This is a genomic window from uncultured Sneathiella sp., from assembly GCF_963973085.1.
GTDB lineage: Bacteria > Pseudomonadota > Alphaproteobacteria > Sneathiellales > Sneathiellaceae > Sneathiella.
On sequence record NZ_CAXAXA010000002.1, the window covers coordinates 549,727 to 571,173 of the forward strand.

Here is a 21,447-nt window from a genome sequence, read left to right on the forward strand (position 1 = left end):
GCCTAGCCATCCTCCAGGTGAAACATCATTGCCAGGCCGAACAGTGTTATGGCCACCGCCGGAATCCAGGCGGACAGAATAATCGGTAGGTTGCCGGACAGTCCCAGCGCGTAGATAATATCCGTCATGAAATAGAAGACAAAACCGGTGGCAATGCCGCCCAGCACCAACAGCACTGTCCTCCCCTGACGGAGGGAGCGGAGCGAGAAGGTCGCGGCGACCAGCACCATGGCCAGCATTAGAACCGGTCCCGCCATCAGGCTGTACCAGTGCAGGCGATGCCGGTCCCCGGAGAAGCCCGCCTGTTCCAGCGTTGCGATAAAGCCGGGCAGGTCCCAGAAGGAGAGCGTCGCCGGAGAGGCGAAGCTCTCCTGAATCTGCAGGATGGTGAGGGTCGTCGGCAGTTCCAGCTGGTCACGCCGCTCCGCGGGCTTGTCCGGACCCGTAATGACAACATCCGTCAGGTCCCAGAAACCCGGACGCAGTCTTGCTTGTCCTGCATCGATCCGTCCGGTGAAGATGTCGTTGGCGTCATACTGGAAGATAATCACGTCGGTCAGGTCGATGCCCTGATTGACGGCGCCACGCGCATGAATGACCGCCAAGCCGTTTTCGTCCACCTGACGGAGCCATAGATCGTTGGTGGACAGGGTCAGGAGATTCGAGCGGGTCTCGAAATACTTGGCTTCCATCCGGTCGTTCTGCGCCTGCATCGCCGCCGCGATCGGGTTGATGATCGTGAGGACGACGACGCCGATGGCGAAGGCAATAAAGAGGGACGGGAAAAGGAATTGCCAGACCGACACGCCCGACGCCCGGATGACCGCCAGCTCACTGGATTTCGAGAGCCGGAAGAACGTCAGCATTCCGCCGAACAGCGCGATAAAGGGCAGCAGTTTCATCGCCAGCGTCGGCATGCGCAGCATCACCATCTCCAGCAGGATCATGATCGTAATGTCATTTCGGTCGGCCGTGCGGCGCAGGGCCTCGATAAAATCGCCGAGGAATATGATGGTCATCAGGATGCCGAAGATGACCGCAACATATTTGAGGAATTGCTTGCCCAGATAGAGTGAAAGGGTGCCCGGCACTTGTATCATCCCACCTCCCCGCTGGTCACGGCGCCATTGTCCGACCGGCTCTCAAGGAAGCGCAGCCGTCCACCACCGGCGAAATACGCCCCGACAGCTCCGGCCGCGATCGGTAGCAGGTACATGAGCGGATAGACCAGCATTGGTTGGCTTGTCACCCGGAAGAGCGCCATGCCCGCGATCAGCAAGAGAACACCTGCGGCCGCGGCAATACCCATCTGTCGGCCCCGTCCGCGGCGGGCGAACTCACCGCCCATCACCCCAGCGAGCGCGATAAAGACAAGGGCGACCGCATAGAGCGGCAGCACCAGACGCTGATGCAGCTCCGATATCAATTTATGTTTTTCCTGCCGCACCCGCTCGCTGTCTTCGGGGTTGATCAGTTCCCACAGATAGCGATGATCCGGCGACAGCCAGCGGGCACCGCTCTTTTTCTCGAACTGGCCGATATCGAGGGCATATTGATCGAAATAGAGCAGGCTGAGTTTGGCGTTCTTTTTCGAGACTTCCTGAAGGTTGCCCGCATTCATGATGAAGCGCGGCCCCTCGTCGGTTTTTATGAAGGCACCCCGTTCCGCCATGTAGGTGACAGGTTTTTCCGGCACCCGCTCGTCATGCACCAGAATGCCCAGCATCTCACCCGCCGGTGTTTTCTCGCGGATATAGACGGTGACATCGTTGGTTAGGGTATTGAAGACGCCCTCGCGCAGGACCACTGCCGCCAGGCTATCTTGCCAGGCGACGCGCATCTCCGATACCGTGCGGTTGCCGAAGGGTACAAGGATGAAGCCGAGGAAATACATGACCAGCGTGATGATCAGTGCCAGATAGATGGCCGGCCGTGCCAGCGCCGACTTGCTGAGCCCCGCCGCCCACATGACGATCAGCTCGCTGTCCGAATAGAGCTTGTTGAAGGCGAAGAGGGTGCCAAAAAACAACCCCAGCAGCAGGGTGTAGCGCAGGATATCCGGCAGCAGCAGCAGGGAAAGATAGAGAAAGGTCGTGACCGGCAAACCGTTGATGAGCTGTTCCACGAACTTGAGGGCCTGAGACAGCCAGATCACGCCCGTCAGCGAGAAGGCGATGAACAGCATTGGAACGGCCAACTGCCTCATAATATAACGGTTAATATTCCTCATGGGGGGAGTATAGCGATAGTTTTGTTTGTTGCCAGTCAGGAAAGGACACGCTATGAAAAATAATGACGATAGCCAGGGGCGATTCGTTGCTATCCTTTATCCCGCCCCGGAAAAAGACAAGAATAGGTATTTTCCATGAAGTTCGCATTTTCTGAAATCTCCATTCCCAAGCGCGGCTCCCTCGCGGTCGCGATCTATGCCGACAAGGCCTTCTCGCCGACCGCCGAGGTCGTGGACAAGAAAACTAAGGGCGCACTCAGCCGGGCGCTGGAGACCAGCCGCTTTACCGGCAAGAAAGGGGACTTCCTTGAAATCGCCGCGCCGAGCGGGCTGGAAGTCTCGCGCGTGGTCCTGTTCGGCCTTGGCGACCCTGAAAAGCTGACGACGACGGATATGGAAACCCTCGGCGGTTCGCTGGTGAAGCGGCTGAACACGGCCGGTGCCCGCTCCGTCACCGTGATCCTCGACGAGCTGAACGCGAAAGAGTTCAAGACGAACGAGGCCGCGGCCTCGATTGCCGGCGGGGCGATGCTCGGCTCCTACCGGTTCCGCAAATACAAGACCGATATCGACGAGGCGGCGGAACCGACGCTGACCCGCATGACTGTCTCCTGCAAGGGATCGGCGACGGCGCGAAAAGCGTTTGCCGATATCGAGGCGCTGAACGAGGGCGTGTTCCTGACCCGCGATCTGGTCAGCGAACCGGCCAATGAGCTCTACCCGGAAAGTTTCGCCGGGCGCTGTCTGGAGCTGTCCGACATGGGCGTGCATGTGGAAATCCTCGATGAGGCGAAGATGCAGCGCCTTGGCATGGGGGCGCTCCTCGGTGTCGGGCAGGGTTCCCGCCGCGACAGCCGCCTTGTCATCATGCAGTGGAACGGCGCGACGACCAAGAAGGCGGGTAAAAAGCCGCTCGCCTTTGTCGGCAAGGGCGTCTGCTTCGATACCGGCGGCATTTCGCTCAAGCCCGGCCCCGGCATGGAGGAAATGAAATGGGACATGGGCGGCGCGGGCACCGTCACCGGCCTGATGAAGGCGCTGGCCGGGCGGAAAGCGAAAGTCAACGCCATCGGCGTCATCGGCCTCGTGGAAAACATGCCCGACGGCAACGCCCAGCGGCCCGGCGATATCGTCAAGTCGATGTCCGGCCAGACGATCGAGATTCTCAACACCGACGCCGAAGGCCGCCTCGTGCTCGCCGATGCGCTGTGGTACACGCAGGACCGCTTCAAGCCCGAATTCATGATCGACCTCGCCACCCTGACCGGCGCGATCATCATCACCCTCGGCCATGAGAATGCCGGGCTGTTCTCCAACAATGACGAGCTGTCCGAGCAGCTGTTCGCCGCCGGCAAGGCGGTGGGCGAGGGGGTCTGGCGCCTGCCGATGTCGGAGGCCTATGCCAAGCAGACGAAATCGCCGATCGCGGATTTGCAGAATATCGGCACCGGCGGGCGCGGCGCGGGCTCCATCGTCGCGGCGGAATTCCTGCAGAAATTCGTGAACGACACCCCCTGGGCGCATCTCGATATCGCCGGGATGGCCTGGTCGAAGGCCGACAAGCCGATCACGCCGAAGGGCGGCACCGGCTATGGCGTCCGCCTGCTGGACAAGTTCATCCGCGATAATTACGAGGGCAAATAGGCCCCCGCGTGACCGAGGTCAGCTTCTATCATCTGCAATCGGACCCGATCGAGCGGGCGCTGCCCCGCCTGCTCGAAAAGGTGCGGGAGCGTGGCTTTCGCGTGCTGGTCCGCGGGGCGACGGAGGAGCGGATCGAGACCCTCGACGAGGCACTCTGGAGTTATCGCGATGCCTCCTTCCTCGCCCACGGGCGGGCGGGGGATACCCTCGATCCCGCCGAGCAGCCGATCTTCCTCACGCTGGACGCGGAGGGCAATGCGAACGGCGCGGGTGTCCTCGTCCTGACCGAGGATGCCGCCGCCGACGACGCCACAGCCTTTGAGCGCTGCCTCTATATGTTCGACGGCAACGACGACGCCGCCCTCACCGCCGCCCGAACCCGCTGGAAAGCTTTCAAGGAAAACGATATTTCCGTCAGCTACTACCAGCAGACGGAAGCGGGGTGGGAAAAGAAGGCGTGAGGGGTTCTATGTGCGGCGCGCGCGCCGCTTCGGGGACGAGCTGATGGATGTGATCCGCCACCGCGACCGGCAATTCTTCCACTCCCCCCACAAGCACGAGCTGATCCGTTCCGCCTTCTTCCTCTTCGCCTTGTATGCCTATTTCGAGCTTATCTCCTCACTGGGGATCGAGGGGCAGATTTAGGGGTTTTTCGAAGGGCAAGACGTCTCGTCAGCTACTGGCAGTAGACGGAGGCGGGGTAGAAAAAGATACATTAAGAATACTATTTTTAACTTGGTTTTTCTCGGTCGTTTCTAATTTTGGTGATATAAACTCATTTTTCAGTCTATATACTGGTCGGATTAGATTAGCTCTCCAAAATACAATTTGACTTTCTTTTGCCCATAAAATTCTTATACAATTTATCAGTGTTTTTTGTTTTCAATTTAAACAACAGGGAGTTTGGCTAATGATCGATGAAAAATCATTAATTACAAGCGCGGAGTATGTTGTAGAAGAGACGTCTGCTGGAGAAGATAAACTTACATTGAATTGGTTTTCTAGGTTGATGCTTGCCCCGGGGGAAACACGGAGGGGGGAAAGCACTCTAGATGTTAAGAAATTCCGTTGGGATCCATTTAGTCTTTACTCCACGACGAATATAAAACTTATGGATTTTAGAAATTTTGAAGTAGCTATTTCTGATAATTCGAGAGCTGTCTATGGTTGTGAACACTATAATTTTTATGAGCCGACAAGATTACCATTTACAATAGAGCTAAAGACCGCCGGAGGAACGTATTTGGAGACAATTCAAGGTCTTCCTTCCTCATATACACACATATGCGGCGGTTGGTATAACTTTAGTACGCTTGGAAAGTACGACGAAAAACTATACGAGCTGGTTGAAAAAGCCACCATACATTTTCATCCTACAAGATTTAATTATTGTAGGTAACCTTTACGTTAAAGAAAATCGATACAGCGTTTGCATAACGATGTTATTAAGGAGTAATAACATATTTAGGTTGTTGCATTGTTCTGTAAGTAGTTAATTTATTGTCACGCTAGTATGTTCGGATTCTTCCACGTCGGCAAGTTTGGTTTTGTGGCCTGAGCTTCTAGCAAAAGGATATCCACAATGATGAAAAGAATACCAAGCCGTCTGATATTCGGTATTTTTGGGGCGGTGTTGCTGCTGGGGGCGGTTGGTCCGGCGGCGGAGGCGGAGGAAAAATTCGGTTTCGGGCGCGAGATCGAGGGGACCTATATCCTCAGCCAGGAGGGGACCACCACCCATTCGAGCTATATGTTCACGGAGTTCGGCGCGGTCATCTGGTCGGCGTCGGACCAGCGGGAGTTCGCCTATGCGCCCGGCAACGGCGTCTGGAAACAGACGGGCGATCGCAGCGCAAAGGTGCGCATCGTCAGCTTCGAACTCGATGGCAGCGGTGTCGCTGTGATCGATATGGAGTTCAATTTTTCCGATGATTTCAGGGCCGTCAGCGGCAGCTTCGAGGGCGGCATCTATCCGCCGGATGTCAATGTCAACGCCATCGACAGGGAGCCGCGCCAGAACCTCGCAAACCGCTTCACCGGCGTCCGCCTGACCCTCGGCGAGTAGGTCGGCCGCGTGGGTGTCTTCCTGCTTTTGTCCTCATCAAAGTCCAGGTACATCGGAGGTCTTAAAAGAGATGAAAATGATGTGGGACTGGGTGCCTAACCAAAGATTGGGGCCAATAGAAATTGGTATTTCCGTTGAAACCTATGTTGGGCAACTGGGCGCCCAATTGCTTGCAGAAATAGATGACTCCACCGGTTGGGACTCATATTACATTCCGCATCATGACGTGTATATCAATGCTGAAGACGGTGAGGTTGTCTCCATTTCAGCCCATAAGAGCTTTTATTACGGAATAAAAAATGTTCTTGGCATGACCATAGAGCAACTTGAAGCTCTACTGGGTTGCAAGGCTGATGAAATCGGAAATTCGGTTGAATATGAAGATGGAGATATACAGACGCCTTACGATTATTCTGGGTTAGGTCTGGTCGCGTGGGTTAGTCAAGATGTTATCGTAAATGTTGTGTGTACAACATATGAAGGTTTGGACTAGACCTTAATTGGAGGAATAGTCAAAGATGACGACGCCTCACGACGCGCCGCGCCTAGTGCAGGGCGCGGAGGTGATAGCTATCAATTGAGCGGATGTCGCGGAGAAAAGCCTTGAATAGCTGCGGGTTGAAGGCGCCCGGGCTTTGCTGCATGAGGGCGATGGCCCCCGGCAGGGACAGGCCCCTGCGGTAGGGCCGGTCCTGACGGACGGCATCGAAGAAATCGCAGAGGCGCGTGATCTGGGCAATCTCGGGAATATCGTTGCCCGCAAGGCCGTCCGGATAACCGGTCCCGTCATAATTCTCGTGATGGAAGCGGAGAGCGTGCCGGAAGGGGTCCCGGTGGCAGCTGCTGAATTGCTCCGGGAAGAGGAATTCCCTTTGCACATGGGTTTCCACGACGTCGCGTTCCTCGGCGGTGAACTTGCCCGGCTTTTCCAGCATCGTGATCGGAACGCCCATTTTCCCGCTGTCATGCAGGCAGGCGTAGAGGCCGAAGCGGGCGGCATCGCGCGCCGAATAGCCAAGCGCATTGCAAAAGGCCCGCACCTGCAGCCCGACCCGGAGGGAATGCTTCATGGTCGCGCCTGAAAAGACGTTGAGCGCATCGAGCATGACCAGCATTATCAGGCGCTCGCTGCGGGACAGGCCGGCCCCGTCCGCCAGATAGGCGAGCGCCTCCGCGCAGTTGCCGTCTGCGACAAATATCCGGTCTGCTAATTCTGCTGTCTGGATCGCGATCATTATGAATATTTCCAGTATTGGAAAATATTCACAATAGTAGTACAGGGTTAATAAATAATTAAAAGCGATAACAATATAAGTTTATATAATAGATATGGGTGTGGGGATGCCGCGCCGCGCTCGACCCCCGGCGGATAACTCAAGCCGCGCCTTGCGCCTCAAGCTCTTCCGTGAGCGCGAGCCATTTTTCTTCCGTTTTGGCGAGCTCTGTCTTTATCCGGCCGATCTGGTCGGTGAGGCTGGCCTGATGCGCGGGTCCCTTGTCGTAGGTGGCGGGGTTGGCGAGGTCGGCTTCGAGCGTTTTCTGCTCGGCGCTTAGCTCCTGCATCCGCTTTTCGAGGCGGGTGACTTCCTTGCGTTTCGGGGCGAGGGCGGCACGGGCGGCGGCGCGGGCCTTTCGCGCCTCTTTCCCGGAGAGTTTCGGCTGGCCCGGCTCGGAGTCGGATTTGCGGCTATTGCTGCCGCCGCGCGCGGCATCCAGCACCTCGCGCTTGTAATCCTCGATATCGCCGTCATAGGCATGGACGCCGCCGTCCTTCACCAGCCACAGCCGGTCGGCGACATAGCTCACCAGATGCGGGTCATGGCTGATCAGCAGCACCGCGCCGTCATATTCATTGAGGCCCTGAATGAGCGCTTCGCGGCTGTCGACATCGAGATGGTTTGTCGGTTCGTCAAGGATGAGGAGATGCGGCTTCTCCTCCGCGATCAGGCAGAAGTTGAGCCGCGCTTTCTCGCCGCCCGAGAGCTGCTTGACGACGGTGTCGGTTTTCTGGCGGGAAAAGCCGAACTGACCGAGGCGGGCGCGTACTTTCGATTCTTGCGCGTTTTCCATCTTCGCGGCGAGATGCTGATAGGCGGTTTCATTCTCATGCATTTCGTCAAGCTGATGCTGCGCGAAGAAGCCGATTTTCAGCTTGTTCGATTTCTGCATTTTCCCGTTCTCGGGCTGGAGACGGTTCGCGAGCAGTTTCGCAAAAGTCGACTTGCCATTGCCGTTGGAGCCCAGGAGCGCGATGCGGTCATCCATATCGATACGGAGGTCAAGGCCGCGCAACACGGGCTTGCCCGGTTCATAGCCGACCGTGCACCCTTCCATCGTGATGATGGGGGAGGAGAGCGGCTCCGGCGCGTGAAACGTCAGGCTCGCCGTATGTTCATCGACAATGCCGACGACGGGCTTCATCTTCTCCAGCATCTTCACCCGGCTCTGGGCCTGACGGGCTTTAGAGGCCTTGGCGCGGAACCGATCGACGAAGCTCTGCAGATGCTTCCTCTGTGCTTCTTGCTTGCGGGCCATGCCGGCCAGAAGCTCCATCTGCTCGCGGCGGGTCTTCTCGAAGAAGTCGTAGTTGCCGGTATATTTGACGAGCTTCATCTGGTCGAGATGGGCAATCTCCGTCACCACATTGTTCAAGAGGTCCTTGTCATGGCTGATGATGACGAGGGTGCGCTGATACCCGCGGAGGAAATTCTCCAGCCACAACGTCGCCTCCAGGTCGAGATAGTTGCTTGGCTCGTCAAGGAGCAGGAGGTCCGGCTCGGCAAAGAGCGTGCCCGCGAGCGCGACACGGGTCCGCCAGCCGCCCGAAAAGGAGGAGCAGGAGCGTTGCTGCGCGTCATGGTCGAAACCGAGACCAGAGAGGATTTTTGCCGCCCGTGCCTCCGCCGTGTGGGCGTCGATATCGGCGAGGCGGGTGTGAATCTCGGCAATGCGCATCCCGTCGGTGGCCGTTTCCGCCTCCTTCATCAGGCTTGCGCGCTCGATATCGGCGGCGAGCACCGCCTCGATCAGGCTTTCCGGTCCGCCGGGCGCTTCCTGCGGCAGGACGCCAAGCCGCGCGCCGTTGCGCAGCTCAATCGTGCCGCCATCGGCATGAATCTCCCCGGTGATCATCTTGAGCAGCGTTGATTTGCCGGTGCCGTTGCGCCCGATCAGGCCAAATTTATGCCCGACCGGAATATGCAGGGACGCATTTTCCAGCAGTGTACGGCCCGCGATGCGGTATGTCAGGTCCTTGATTTGCAGCATGGGGCACTCTCTAACAGAAAGCGCGGCGGCCTGAAAGCCGGAAAATGGCGGTTATGGCGGATTTTGACGTAACTTCGTTGACATGCAGGTATTTACCTGCATATTATCCATACCAAGAGGTAGCGTATGAACGATGACAAGACATTCAAGGCGCTGGGCGATCCGACACGACGAAAGATACTGGATCTCCTGTGCGAAAGAAACGGCCAGACGCTCGGGCAGCTATGTGCGCATATGGACATGAAACGCCAGTCCGTGACGCAGCATATCGGCCTCTTGGAGGACGCCAATCTTGTCTCGACGGTAAAGCGGGGGCGGGAGAAATTGCATTTCCTTAACCCGGTGCCACTCCAGACGATCTACGAACGCTGGATACGAAAATTCGAGCAGCAGCGATTGAGCCTGCTGCATGAGCTGAAAACCGAACTGGAAGGAGAAGAAGATGACCAGTGAAAAGACGACATTCGTCTATGTGACCTATATCCGCGCGAGCGCCGAGAAGATATTCGAGGCGATCACCCGGCCCGAGATCGCCGCCCGCTACTGGGGGCATGAGAATGTCTCCGACTGGAAGGTGGGTTCCAGATGGGAACATATCCGCGCCAATGAGGAGCGGGATGTGAAGCTGGCCGGGGATGTGGTGGAGATCGATCCGCCAAGGCGCCTCGTCATGACCTGGGCGAACGAATCTGAATATGAAGACCGCGACAAGCACAGCCGCGTCACCTTCGATCTGGTGCCGTATGAGGATATGGTGCGCCTCACCGTCACCCACGCGGAGCTGGAGGCGGGCAGCGGCATGGCGAACGGTATCTCGCGCGGCTGGCCGCTTGTGCTCTCCAGTCTCAAGTCCTATCTGGAGACGGATGAACCTATGGACGTGTTCGCCGAACCCTGCGCCACCGACGCAGCGGCGTAAGTCTGGGCTCATACGATCCACAGAGCCCTTCCCGGAGCAAGACAGTTGTTGGTCAACCCCGAATGAAATGCTATGTCTTTAAAAAAACAAGAACGGGAATGTCCAATGATCACGGTTTCGAAAATCGATGCGCCCTGCGGCGCGCGGGTGGAAGGGGTCGATTTGTCGGCCCCCCTCGACAGGCAAGAGGTGGCCGCCATTCGCGCCGCCTGGATGGCGCATCATGTGCTCGTCTTTCCAAACCAGAAGCTGGAGAATGAGGATTTTGTCCGTGTCGCCGAGTATTTCGGCCCGATCGGCGACGATCCCTTTTTCCATCCCATCGACGGGCATGAAAGAATTGCGGCGGTCCATCGCTATGCCAATGAGACGGGGCGGATTTTCGCGGACAACTGGCATTCAGACTGGAGCTTCATGGCAGTGCCGCCGTCCGGCACAATGCTTTATGGCCTGATCATCCCGGAGGAGGGGGGCGACACACTCTTTTCCAACCAGCATCTGGCGTGGGAGGCCATGCCGCCGGAGATGAAGGAACGGTTCGATAAGCTGACCGCCGTTCATTCGGCGGGTGGCGCCTATTCCCGCGAGGGCGCCTATGCGGAAAAGAATTTTAAGGGCGCGATGCGGTTCAATATCTCTGACGAGGCGAATAAGACGGAGACACATCCAGTGATCCGCGCCCATCCGGAAACCGGGAAGAAAGGTATTTTCGGCGGCGGTTATCTTGTCGATCTCGACGGGATGGAAGAGAGCCGCGCATTGGGCCTGCTGAAGGAGCTTGCGCGCTGGCAAGGGCGGGAGGAGTTTATCTATCGCCATAAATGGGAGCCGGACATGCTGGTGCTCTGGGACAACCGCTCGGTCCTGCACAAGGCGACCGGCGGTTATGAGGGCCACGAACGTCTGCTCCACCGCCTGACCGTTGCTGACAACCCGGCCTATTACTGACGGCCCGTGGCAGTTGACCCTGCCGTGCATATTTGCCGCAGGACAGAGGGATATTGCCTCTGCTAGGGTGAGAGAAATTGTCCGTTCGACCTTCAAGATCTCGCCATGCGCCAACCGAAGATAATTACCACACTGCAATCCTATAGCTGGTCGCTGTTCCTCTCCGACCTGCTGGCGGGGGCGACTGTCGCTATGGTGGCCCTGCCACTCAGCCTGGCCATTGCCATCGCCTCCGGGGCGGACCCGGCCAAGGGGATTGTCACCGCCATCGTCGCGGGCTTCCTGATTTCCCTGCTGGGCGGGAGCCGGGTGCAGATCGGCGGGCCGACGGGCGCCTTTATCGTCGTTGTCTTCGGCGTGATTGCCGAGCATGGCTATGACGGTCTGGTGCTGGCGACCTTCATGGCGGGCCTGATGCTGCTGGTGGCCGGGTATTTTCGCGCCGGGAACCTCATCGCCTTCGTGCCCGAGGCGGTGGTCAACGGCTTCACCATCGGCATCGGCGTGATTATCGCGACCAGCCAGCTCAAGGATTTTCTCGGGCTGGCGGCAGCGAATGTCCCGGCGGACTTCCTTGAGAAAATCCCGGCGCTGTGGGACGTGCGGGACAGTCTCAGCCTGCCGACGGTTGCCATTGCGATTGTCACCCTTGTCCTGATTGTCGTCTTGAGACGGATGGCGCCGCGCTTTCCGGGCCTGATCGTCGCGGTGGGCGTGGGTTCGGCGCTCGTGGTCTATCTGAATTTGCCGGTGGACACCCTCGGCTCCCGCTTCGGGGAACTGCCGAGCCAGCTCCCCTGGCCGGAACTACCGGATTTTTCGGTTGCCCGGATTATCGAGCTGCTGCCCTCGGCTTTTGTCATCGCCTTTCTGGCGGCGGTGGAATCGCTGCTCTCGGCGATGGTCGCGGACAAGATGATAGAAGGCCATCACCGGCCGAATGCTGAATTATCCGCGCAAGGGGCCGCGAATATCGCCTCGGCGCTGTTCACGGGGCTTCCGGCGACCGGCGCAATTGCGCGCACCGCGACGAACATCAAGGCGGGCGGGAAAACCCCGGTGGCGGGCATTGTCCATGCGGTTGTCATCCTGCTGGTCATGCTCCTTGCCGCGCCACTCGCTGGTTATCTCGCCATGCCCGCCCTTGCCGCGCTTCTGATCGTGACGGCCTGGAACATGACCGAACCGCATAAATGGGGCAGTTATGTCCGCGGACGGAAAAGCGATATTTTCCTCTTGCTCCTGACCCTCGTCCTTACCGTTGTTGTCGATTTAACCGTGGCCATCGGCGTCGGCGTGTCAATTGGCATCGCCCTCAGGTTGAGCCGTCGCAAGTCCGTCGAAAGTGATTGGTCGCCGCCGGAGAGGTGAAATCGCGCAAAATCCATCAATTGGGTTGCCGTGGCCGGGCCGGGGCGCTATAAGGCGCGGGAATTATTCCTTCTGTTTCCTTAGAATGAGCGAGTTAATAAATGGCCCTAGAACGTACTTTCTCCATCATCAAGCCCGATGCCACCCGTCGCAACCTGACCGGCAAGATCAACGCCAAACTGGAAGAGGCTGGTCTCAAGATCGTCGCGCAAAAGCGCATCCGCATGAGCCGCGAAAATGCCGAGACTTTCTATGCCGTGCATAAGGAGCGTCCGTTCTTCGGTGAGCTTTGTGACTTCATGGTCTCCGGCCCGGTTGTCGTCCAGGTCCTGGAAGGGGAAAACGCCATCATGAAGAACCGCGAAGTGATGGGCGCGACCAACCCGGCCGACGCGGCGCCCGGTACCATCCGCAAGGAATTCGCCGAAAGCATCGAGGCCAATTCCGTGCATGGCTCCGACAGCCAGGCCAACGCCGCGATTGAGATTGCCTACTTCTTCTCCGGCTCCGAAATCCACGCTTAAGCCGGACGAAACCAAAAGAAAAGGCCCGCAAATGCTGCGGGCCTTTTTTTGTGTCTGAATACGCGCCGGTTATTTCTCGGCGCTGGCCGCCTCGGGCTTGTCGAGGAAAGTCACCGTCTCCGCGAGGCCGCGCGGGTTTTCGTTATGCTTGAGGTGGCCGTCGATCTTGGCGCCGGGCTCGATGCTGAGGGAGGCATGGACGATGTCGCCCTTGACGGTGGCGGAGGAGGTGACGGTGATTTCCTCGCCCTTGAGGTTACCGTTGACGCCGCCGCGGATGATCAGCGTGCCCGCATTGATATCGCCGGTGATCAGGGCGTTCTGGCCGATGGTCAGGGTTTGTGCACTGATATCGCCGGTGACATGACCATCGACCTGAATTTCGCCTTCAGAAAACAAATTCCCCTCGATATTAAGGTTTTCGGCAATGATGGAGGGCATGGCGTTGGACCGGGCGGGTTTCGCGGCGGATTTTGAATCGGGCTTGCTGTTGTTGGAGAACATGGAGTTACCTCACTTAACGGGGTTATTCGGCGGACGCTTCTTCAAGTTTCGGCGTCGCTTTGAACGCATATCTTCCCGCCTTGATAAAATTCATCGGGTTCTGGTGCTCATCCTCATAGATGACCTCGTAATGGACATGACGACCGGTGCTTCGACCGGTAGAGCCCATCACGCCGATTTCGGTCCGATATTCGATTGTCTCGCCTTTTTTCACCAGCGCCTTTTTGAGGTGGCCGTAGCGGGTCTGGAAACCGCTGCCGTGATCGATGGTGACCATGGTGCCATAGGCGCCGTTGGTGCCAACGAAGGTCACCGTGCCGGGAGCGGTGGCGAGGACTTTTGAGTTGCGCGGCCCTGCGATATCGACGCCGGAATGAAATGCCGTGCGCTTGGTCATCGGGTCGCGGCGCTTGCCGAAGCTGGAAGTGACATAGCCGACATCCACCGGCCGGGCGAGGGGGAGCTGCCTGAGCAGGGTCTGCAGGAATTCCCAATGGGCGAGGCTGGTTTCCATCTTCTGCGCCTGGGCGTAGAAATCCTGTTCCGTCTGCAGCAGCTTGCGCGCGGGCGGCACAGCGGCAACGAACGGTCCGCCCTGTCCGGTAACCTCGTCAGAGCCGAGAAGCCGGTCCGGATTGAGACCGGTGAGAACAATGATGTCCCGAAGCGCCGCAACGCTGGCATTGGTGCGATCGTGGATGCGGGCGATCAGCTCCTTGTTCTGGGTCGACATCCGGTTCATGCGGTCGCGCAACTCACTCACTTCCGAACTGAGGCGGGTTTCCGTCTGGACCCGGCCATCAAAGTCCTGTTTCAGGCTGGCGAACTGTTCGCGGGTTTCCTCCAGCTCCTCATAAATCTCGTCCTTGGTCGAGGCATAGAGATTGACGAGACCGCGAAGCGAGGCCAGCCGGCGCACGGTTTTCTCGCGATCCGCTATGGCCTCGTCCCGCTCCCGCGAGATCTGGAACAGGGCCTTGTTGGACTGCATGATCTCCATTTCAAGCTTTTCCCGCCGGGCGTTGGTGGCGTGAAGGCTCTCCCCCAGTGTCCGGATACGATCTTCCAGCGACTTTTCCCCGGCGTCGCCATCGGACGATTTGACCGCGAATTCCAGCGCCTTTTCAACGACTTCTCGGTCGGCGAAGACATCCTCAAGCCGGGCGTACTGCTGATCCAGCTCGGCCTGGGTGGCGGCGATCTTGGATTGCGCGAGGTCGTAGTCGGAGGTCACTGCGTCATATTCGAGCTGCAGCGAGAGGAGCTTCGCCTGCTGGTTGGTTATTTCATGATATTGCACGGCGCCGGCCACCATGAGCCAGGCGAACATGCCGCCAAAACCAATCAGGACGACAAAGCCCATGAGCTGCGTCCTGACGGAAATAGGAAGATATTTCAGTTCCCCGCGGGTGCGGATGATCACCTGACGGTCCGTAAAAAATTTATCGAATACGGCCTTCAGCCTCATCTGGTCATCCTGCTCCGGGTTGCACAAAACTGTTGCGGGGTTTTAAATAATAAAACCGATTTTCCGGCAAACATCAACCGGGGAGAGCGGCCTCTAAAATTTGCGGTTTTTTGTCTGTTTTTGCGGCGGGGGTGCGACGAGGGGTCGATAGTATTTTTCCGGCAGTCCTGCAACCGAGCGGGCATCGTCATTAAACGGGGGTTTTAAAAGGCCTTTGAAGTTTTTTTGGACAAGGTCACGCCAGCTCGTTTCGGGATCGAGACCGCGTTTTTCGCAAAAATAGTGAAACCAGCGGCTGCCGATGGCGACGTGACCAATTTCATCCGTTAGGATTATGTTAAGTATAGCGGCACTCTTTTCGTCGCCGATTTTGGCGAATCGGGTGATCATCGCGGGCGTGACATCCAGTCCCCGCGCCTCCAGCACCATGGGCACGACGGCGAGGCGAGCACCCAGGTCATCGCGGGTCGTCATCGCCGCCTCCCACAGGCCGTCATGGGCCGGGAAGTCGCCATAGGCGAAGCCGAGCTCGCGCACCCGTTCGGCCAGCAGTTCGAAATGCCTGGCCTCCTCGTTGCCGACCCGCACCCAGTCGTCATAGAAGGCGCGCGGTAGGTTTTCATGGGGGAAGCGGGCGACCATGTCCCAGGCGAGATCGATGGCGTTGAGCTCGATATGCTGCACGGCATGGAGGAGGGTGGCCCGCGCCTCATCGGACTGGCCGCGGCGGCGCGGCATCTCGGCGGGTGGCAGCAGCTTTGGGCGTTCCGGTCGGGCTGGACGGTCCGGCGGCAGGGTTTCGCCGATGGGCAAGTCGCCGTTTGCGGATCGCCAGAGATCGGCCGCCTCATGGCTCAGCCGCGCCTTGCAGGCCGCGTCCGGCTCGTTCAGGATACCGACGGCCAGCGCGCTTAAGTTCGTCACGTCAGAGGGTTTCCGCGGCTTCCAGCACGGCCTCGACATGGCCCTTGACCTTGACTTTACGCCATATATTGCGGATCACGCCCTTGCCGTCGATCAGGAAGGTCGCGCGCTCGATCCCCATATATTTGCGACCATACATGTTCTTCTCGACCCAGACGCCGAACGCCTCGCAGGTCTTGCCGTCTTCATCGGCGGCGAGCACGACGGAGAGGCTGTGCTTCTCGCGGAATTTCGCATGCTTGGCGAGGGTGTCCTTGGAGACACCGATGACCTTCACCCCGAGCTTGTCGAACTCCTTGATCTTCTCGGAAAAGCCGATCGCCTCCTTGGTGCAGCCGGGGGTATCGTCCTTAGGATAGAAATAGAGCACGAAGGGATGCCCCTTGAGTGCCGCAAGACTGACTTCTTCCCCGCCGTCTGCGGGCATCTCAAAATCCGGGGCCTTTTCTCCGATTTCAGGCATGGTCACTCCTCTGCAATTGTGGATGTGGCGATAGTTTGACCTAGCAGCAGAGCGGGACGGACGCAAGCCCTGACAGGGCTTGTCCGTTGGATGCCAGGTATTTACGCAGAGGTGATGCCCTATGAAGTATCGAAATAACTTATAGAAGCATAATTTATTATAAATTATTTTATCGGAAGGCGAGTGTAAGAACTATTTATTTGAATTCATGGGTTATGTGATATGCTGCACATTATGTTTGCATTGAATAATAGCAGTAAACGGAATTTCATGAACATTAAGGGTTACAAGCGTATCGGCTTCGCCGTACTTGGCATTATCCTGCTGCTCAGCGTGGCCGGCGGGCTATATTCAATCGAACTTGCCCGACAGTATGGCGAGGAGCAGAGCCGTCTCGTCAAGTTCGAGCAAACGCTGGTCGAGAAAACCCGGTTTATCACGGTGCTTGAAACTGAGTTGGGCTATGGCGGGTTCATCCATAATTTCAAGAATTTCGTGCTGCGCCATGATGAGAGCTATCATCGGGCGGCAGAGAAGAAATACGACATCATCATCGAGGCGCTGGATGCCTACGCTCAATTACCGCTGGCCGAGACGGAGCGTCAGGCCATTGATGCCATCAGGGCCACAGTCGATGAGTATCTTTCCCATCTGCCACGGGTATCCGCCTATATCGCCGGGGGAATGACGGCGACGCAGATTGACGGGCTGGTCCGGGTTGATGATACAGCGGCGGTTTTGGCGCTGGAAGATCTCAACACCGTCTGGGACCGGAGTTTTGAAAAGCGTTTCGATTTTCTTGACAATGTGTTGGCAATGGAACAGCGGGAAGTCGTCATTGTCCAGATGACGATTGTCGGTTTCATGCTGTTCGCCCTCGCCCTGTTCTGGTGGATCATGAAATATGAGGGAGCGTGGCAGCGTGTCCTGCAGGCGCAGCATGCCAGCGACATAAAATACAAGGAGATTATCGACAACAGCGGCGATGCCATCATTACCATCAATAACAAGGGCATTATCGACACCTTCAACCATACCGCCAGTAAGATTTTCGGCTATTCCGAGGACGAGGTGATGGGGCAAAATGTCTCAATGCTGCTTCCCGAAGAGGAACGCGCACAGCATGACGGCTATATCGCCAATTCCTCCGCTTACCAGAATACGGTCATTAATTCTGTTCGCGGTCTGGAAGCCCGGCGCAAGGACGGCAGCCTGTTCCCCATCGAGCTCAACATCGCCCCCTATCATATCGACGGGACGAAATGTTTTGTCGGCATGTTGCGCGATATTACGGAAAAGAAGAAATCCGAGGCACTCCTGCTCAACGCCATGCAAAGCGAAATCGACGCACATCGGTCGAAGAACCTGTTCATTGCGAATATGAACCATGAGTTGCGGACACCTCTCAATGCCATTATCGGCTTTTCCGACATGATGCTGAATGAGCCCGTCAGTCGCATGTCGCCCGAAAAATCCAGGGAATATGCCGAAGACATCAACTTTTCAGGCCACCATCTGCTGGCGATTATTTCTGATCTTCTCGACTATGGCGCGATCGAGGAGGGCAAGCTGCAGCTTGAAAAGCGGTTCTTCCACCTTGCGGAGATTGTCAACCAGTCGCTCAAGATGATCCTTCAGCAGGCGGAAGAAAACGGCGTCACCGTGAGTTACAATCCGGACGACTTTGACCTGTCGCTGTATGCCGATGCCCGGCGGGTCCGCCAGATATTGCTCAATGTTCTCAGCAACAGCATCAAGTTCACCCTGAAGGGCGGGGTGATATCCATGGCCTGCGCGCAGGAGGATGACGAGCTGGTGCTGTCCGTGGACGATACGGGGGTCGGTGTCGCAAAAGAGGACATGGGCGATATTTTCGAGCCGTTCCATCAGGCAAGGGAATCGCATCTCACTACAAAGGCGGGGACCGGCCTCGGTCTGCCGCTATCGCGCACGCTGGTTGAGCTGCATGGCGGCACCATGGAATTCTTCAGCGAAATTGGAAAAGGCAGCCGCGTCGTCATCCGCCTGCCAAACGTCCCTCAACTTTCCGCCGCCTGCTAGGTCCCGGCATCCGACGCGGCGTCCGGGCTGCCCAGATATTTCCCGAGCAGCTTGTCGACATATTCCTGGCTCTCTTTCAGCTTTTCGCCAAGGGCATCGAAATCGGCGACCTGACCGACCTCGGCAAGGGCGGTTTTGAGGGCGAGGGGGATGTCGTCATCGAGGTTGCGGCTGCCGAGGCAGAGCTGCTGCAGCCCGCTGATATTGAGGTAGAGCCCGGAGATGGCGATGAGCCGCTCCGCTTCCTCTGCCGGGATCAGCTCCGCCTTCTGCATCTCATGAAGCGCATCGCTGGAATTGGTTTCGAGGATTTCAGGATGCTCCGCGCCATGGATGAGGCGAAGATACTGGCAAAGGAATTCCAGGTCCATCAGCCCGCCCGCCGCGTGCTTGATCGCCCAGACGGAGGAGGAGCCCAGTTCCTTCTGTACCCGCTCGCGCATGGCGAAGGTATCTTTACGGATCTCGTCCGTGTCGCGGGGGATTTCGCGAAGGCCGCGCAAGGCTGCCTCGGTCCGGGCGGCGAGCTTCTTGTCACCGGCGACGACTCGGGCGCGGGTCAGGGCCAGATGTTCCCATGTCCAGGCATCCTCCTGATAATATTTGACGAAGGCATCGAGTGGCAGGACGATCGGCCCGGATTTGCCGTGCGGGCGCAGGCGCATATCGACTTCATAAAGCTGTCCTTCGCCGGTGAAGACACTGATCGCATTGATATAGCGCTGGCTCAGCCGGTTGTAGAACACGCCCGCCGAGACTGGCTTCCTGCCGTCCGTGGTCATGTCCTTCTTTGGTGTCTGGAACAGGAAGATGAGGTCGGCGTCAGAGTCCGGCGTCATTTGGTAGCTGCCGAGCTTGCCCATGGCGATGACCGCGAACTCCCCGCCCGGCACGACGCCATGATTAGTTGCCAGCTCCGCCCGCACATGCGGGAGCAGGCTGTCCAGCACCACCTCTGCCACGTCGGAGAAGGCGCGGCCCGCGGCTACCGTTGCGCCGAGGCCGGTGCCATGATCGACATTATCGAGGATTTGCGCGCCGAGGCGGAATTTCTGGTCATTGGCCCAGCGGCGCGTGAAATCCAGCACGTCCTGAAAATCCCGCGCGGTGGAGAGGATCAGTTCCAGATCCTCCGCCAGCACATCGCGATCCGGCAGCGCCGACATGAAATCCGTATCCAGCACCCCGTCGAGCAGCATCGGGTTCTGCGCCAGCTTCTCGGCGAGGTCCGGCGCCATGCCCATGATCCGCGCCACCAGTTTCAGCAGGCTCGGATGCGCCTTGAAAAGGGAGAAAAGCTGCACCCCCGCGGGGAGTTTCTGAAGGAAGATATCAAAGCGGGTGAAGGCGGCATCCGGATTGCTGGTCTCGCCCAGGCATTCCAGCAGCAGCGGCATCAGCCCGGTCAGCGTCTGCTGCGCCCGAACGGTGCGTGTCGCCCGGTAGCGGCCATGGTGCCATTCGCGGATTTTCTGCGAGATCGCCGCCGTATCTGTGAACCCCAGCTCGGCGAGGGATTTGAGGGTTTCCGGGTCATCCTCCGCCCCGGTGAAGACAAGCCGTCCAGCCTTGCGGTCCGGCGTCTCCTCGAACGCGAAGAGGGCATCGTAATGGCCCTGCACAGTCTCCAGCGTCTTGCGCAGATCACGGCGGAAATCGTCCGGCACGTTATAACCGAAGAAAACGCCGAGTTTTCGGAAGGCGTCCGGATCGTCGGGCAGGAGCTGGGTCTGCTCGTCATGGGTCATTTGCAAGCGATGCTCCAGTTCCCGCAGGAAGATATAGGCCTCCTTCAGTTCCTGCTGCACCGACGGGTCCGTCTTGCCCTCTTCCTGCAAACCCTGCAGCGTGCCGAGGGTTGTCGGATCGCGTAAATTGGGATTGCGCCCGCCCTCGATCAGCTGCTGGGTCTGGCAGAAAAACTCGATCTCGCGGATGCCGCCGCGCCCGATCTTGATGTTATGCCCCTCCAGCGAAATCTTCGAAAATCCCTTATGGGTGTGGATTTGCGACTTGATCGCCTGGATATCCTCGATCGCGGCGAAATCCATGGATTTGCGCCAGATAAAGGGGGTGAGAAAGTCGACGAATTCCTGTCCTGCGTCAAGGTCACCGGCAATCGGCCGCGCCTTGATCATCGCGGCCCGCTCCCAGTTCTGCCCCTGGCTTTCGTAATAGACATGAGCAGCGCCGACGCCAAGCGCGATGGGCGTCGCGCCGGGATCGGGCCGGAGGCGGAGGTCGGTGCGGAAGACATAGCCGTCGCGGGTGCGCTCCTGCATCATGGTGACAAGATCGCGGGCGATGCGGACGAAGCAGTCCTGCATTGAGCGGCGACCGGCATAGGTGACCTTGTCGCCATCGAACAGGACAATCACATCGATATCGCTGGAATAGTTCAGCTCTCGTGCGCCGAGCTTGCCCATGCCGATGATAATCAGGCCGCTGTCCTTTGTCGGATCATCCGGATGGGGCAGGGTGAGGTCGCCTTTCTCCGCCGCCGCCGTCAGCAGATGCCGGCAGCAAATCTCGACGGCGGCGCCGGCAAAATCGGAGAGGACAGCGGTAATCTTCATCAGCGGCCAGACCTTGCCGAGATCCGCGAGCGCCGTCAGCAGCGCAATGCGCCGCTTGGCGATCCTGAGCGCCGCCATCACCGCGTCACGCTCCGCCTCCAGCGGGGTGGCGCTTTCCATCTCCTCATAGATCCAGCCCAGCGTCAGTTCGGCCCCGTCCTCCACAAGATGCCGGAGCAATTGCGGTTCCGCCAGCAAACAACTGCTGAGATAAGGGCTGTTGCCGAAAATGGCGTTCAGGATTTCGGGGCCGTTCGTCATGCCGTCGAGCGTGTCGGCGAAGTCGGTAAGGGCAGGGTCTTCCGCCGTGATTTCGCGCCAGCTTTCAAGGCCGACGGCCAGAAGCTCCGGGTCCCCCGCGGCGGGAAGGTCCCGCACGACCTCGGCGAACGGCTTTTTTTGGGCTTGCGCGATATCCTGCATTCCTAATCCGGGTTGTTTGGTTTACGATAAGGCCCTAATTATCAGGACAGACTTTTTTTA

Annotated in this window: 21 protein-coding genes; 12 read left to right on the top strand and 9 right to left on the bottom strand. The window is 58.2% G+C overall.

Annotated elements, in window-relative coordinates; genetic code table 11:
- Positions 1–2 precede the first annotated feature (2 nt).
- Positions 3–1,100 (bottom strand): LPS export ABC transporter permease LptG, encoded by a 1,098-nt coding sequence (gene lptG / locus AACZ19_RS06910; protein WP_339632338.1) that lies wholly within the window; start codon positions 1,098–1,100, stop codon positions 3–5.
- Complete coding sequence (gene lptF / locus AACZ19_RS06915) at positions 1,097–2,230, bottom strand: LPS export ABC transporter permease LptF (RefSeq protein ID WP_339632340.1); 1,134 nt, start codon at positions 2,228–2,230, stop codon at positions 1,097–1,099. The genes lptG and lptF overlap by 4 nt, the downstream gene beginning before the upstream one ends.
- Positions 2,231–2,365: 135 nt before the next feature.
- Between lptF and AACZ19_RS06920 the strand changes: the two genes are divergently transcribed.
- From AACZ19_RS06920 to AACZ19_RS06945, 6 genes are all read left to right on the top strand, one after another.
- On the top strand, positions 2,366–3,874 hold the full coding sequence (locus AACZ19_RS06920; protein ID WP_339632342.1) for a leucyl aminopeptidase: 1,509 nt from the start codon (positions 2,366–2,368) through the stop codon (positions 3,872–3,874).
- A gap of 8 nt (positions 3,875–3,882) precedes the next feature.
- Positions 3,883–4,335: a DNA polymerase III subunit chi gene (locus tag AACZ19_RS06925; protein ID WP_339632344.1), complete on the top strand. Its 453-nt coding sequence runs from the start codon at positions 3,883–3,885 to the stop codon at positions 4,333–4,335.
- 10 nt (positions 4,336–4,345) lie between these two features.
- Positions 4,346–4,519: a hypothetical protein gene (locus tag AACZ19_RS06930; protein ID WP_339632346.1), complete on the top strand. Its 174-nt coding sequence runs from the start codon at positions 4,346–4,348 to the stop codon at positions 4,517–4,519.
- Positions 4,520–4,784: 265 nt separating this feature from the next.
- Complete coding sequence (locus AACZ19_RS06935; protein ID WP_339632348.1) at positions 4,785–5,273, top strand: hypothetical protein; 489 nt, start codon at positions 4,785–4,787, stop codon at positions 5,271–5,273.
- Positions 5,274–5,456: 183 nt separating this feature from the next.
- On the top strand, positions 5,457–5,939 hold the full coding sequence (locus AACZ19_RS06940; protein WP_339632350.1) for a hypothetical protein: 483 nt from the start codon (positions 5,457–5,459) through the stop codon (positions 5,937–5,939).
- 76 nt (positions 5,940–6,015) lie between these two features.
- A complete protein-coding gene (locus AACZ19_RS06945; RefSeq protein ID WP_339632352.1) occupies positions 6,016–6,432 on the top strand; it encodes a hypothetical protein in 417 nt (138 codons plus the stop codon).
- 52 nt (positions 6,433–6,484) lie between these two features.
- Here AACZ19_RS06945 and AACZ19_RS06950 read toward each other — a convergent pair whose 3' ends face one another.
- Positions 6,485–7,174 (bottom strand): HD domain-containing phosphohydrolase, encoded by a 690-nt coding sequence (locus AACZ19_RS06950; RefSeq protein WP_339632354.1) that lies wholly within the window; start codon positions 7,172–7,174, stop codon positions 6,485–6,487.
- Positions 7,175–7,313: 139 nt separating this feature from the next.
- Positions 7,314–9,206 (bottom strand): ABC-F family ATP-binding cassette domain-containing protein, encoded by a 1,893-nt coding sequence (locus tag AACZ19_RS06955; protein ID WP_339632356.1) that lies wholly within the window; start codon positions 9,204–9,206, stop codon positions 7,314–7,316.
- 126 nt (positions 9,207–9,332) lie between these two features.
- Here AACZ19_RS06955 and AACZ19_RS06960 point away from each other — a divergent pair, with 126 nt between their 5' ends.
- From AACZ19_RS06960 to ndk, 5 genes are all read left to right on the top strand, one after another.
- The gene (locus tag AACZ19_RS06960; protein ID WP_339632357.1) at positions 9,333–9,659 is read left to right on the top strand and encodes a metalloregulator ArsR/SmtB family transcription factor; all 327 of its coding nucleotides are present in this window, start codon (positions 9,333–9,335) and stop codon (positions 9,657–9,659) included.
- Positions 9,649–10,125, top strand: a complete 477-nt coding sequence (locus tag AACZ19_RS06965) for an SRPBCC family protein (RefSeq protein WP_339632358.1) — start codon at positions 9,649–9,651, stop codon at positions 10,123–10,125. Before AACZ19_RS06960 ends, AACZ19_RS06965 begins: the two co-directional genes overlap by 11 nt.
- A 105-nt stretch (positions 10,126–10,230) precedes the next feature.
- Positions 10,231–11,073, top strand: coding sequence for a TauD/TfdA family dioxygenase (locus AACZ19_RS06970; protein ID WP_339632360.1), 843 nt, complete (start codon positions 10,231–10,233; stop codon positions 11,071–11,073).
- A 105-nt stretch (positions 11,074–11,178) separates the two neighbouring features.
- Positions 11,179–12,444 carry a SulP family inorganic anion transporter gene (locus tag AACZ19_RS06975; protein ID WP_339632362.1) on the top strand — a complete coding sequence of 422 codons (1,266 nt, stop codon included), beginning with the start codon at positions 11,179–11,181 and terminating at the stop codon, positions 12,442–12,444.
- A gap of 101 nt (positions 12,445–12,545) precedes the next feature.
- The gene (ndk, locus tag AACZ19_RS06980) at positions 12,546–12,968 is read left to right on the top strand and encodes a nucleoside-diphosphate kinase (protein WP_339632364.1); all 423 of its coding nucleotides are present in this window, start codon (positions 12,546–12,548) and stop codon (positions 12,966–12,968) included.
- Between the two features lie 69 nt (positions 12,969–13,037).
- On the opposite strand, the gene AACZ19_RS06985 is transcribed toward ndk, so the two are convergent.
- From AACZ19_RS06985 to bcp, 4 genes are all read right to left on the bottom strand, one after another.
- On the bottom strand, positions 13,038–13,472 hold the full coding sequence (locus AACZ19_RS06985; protein WP_339632365.1) for a polymer-forming cytoskeletal protein: 435 nt from the start codon (positions 13,470–13,472) through the stop codon (positions 13,038–13,040).
- A gap of 22 nt (positions 13,473–13,494) precedes the next feature.
- The gene (locus AACZ19_RS06990) at positions 13,495–14,940 is read right to left on the bottom strand and encodes a peptidoglycan DD-metalloendopeptidase family protein (RefSeq protein WP_339632366.1); all 1,446 of its coding nucleotides are present in this window, start codon (positions 14,938–14,940) and stop codon (positions 13,495–13,497) included.
- Between the two features lie 93 nt (positions 14,941–15,033).
- The gene (locus tag AACZ19_RS06995) at positions 15,034–15,864 is read right to left on the bottom strand and encodes a ferritin-like domain-containing protein (protein WP_339632367.1); all 831 of its coding nucleotides are present in this window, start codon (positions 15,862–15,864) and stop codon (positions 15,034–15,036) included.
- Position 15,865: 1 nt separating this feature from the next.
- Entirely contained in the window at positions 15,866–16,327 is a 462-nt protein-coding gene (gene bcp, locus AACZ19_RS07000) for a thioredoxin-dependent thiol peroxidase (protein WP_339632368.1), read from the bottom strand.
- 270 nt (positions 16,328–16,597) lie between these two features.
- Here bcp and AACZ19_RS07005 point away from each other — a divergent pair, with 270 nt between their 5' ends.
- Positions 16,598–18,388, top strand: a complete 1,791-nt coding sequence (locus AACZ19_RS07005) for a PAS domain-containing sensor histidine kinase (protein WP_339632370.1) — start codon at positions 16,598–16,600, stop codon at positions 18,386–18,388.
- Here the strand turns inward: AACZ19_RS07005 and AACZ19_RS07010 are convergent.
- On the bottom strand, positions 18,385–21,387 hold the full coding sequence (locus AACZ19_RS07010) for a bifunctional [glutamine synthetase] adenylyltransferase/[glutamine synthetase]-adenylyl-L-tyrosine phosphorylase (RefSeq protein ID WP_339632371.1): 3,003 nt from the start codon (positions 21,385–21,387) through the stop codon (positions 18,385–18,387). The two genes, AACZ19_RS07005 and AACZ19_RS07010, sit on opposite strands and share 4 nt — an antisense overlap.
- Positions 21,388–21,447: the final 60 nt, after the last annotated feature.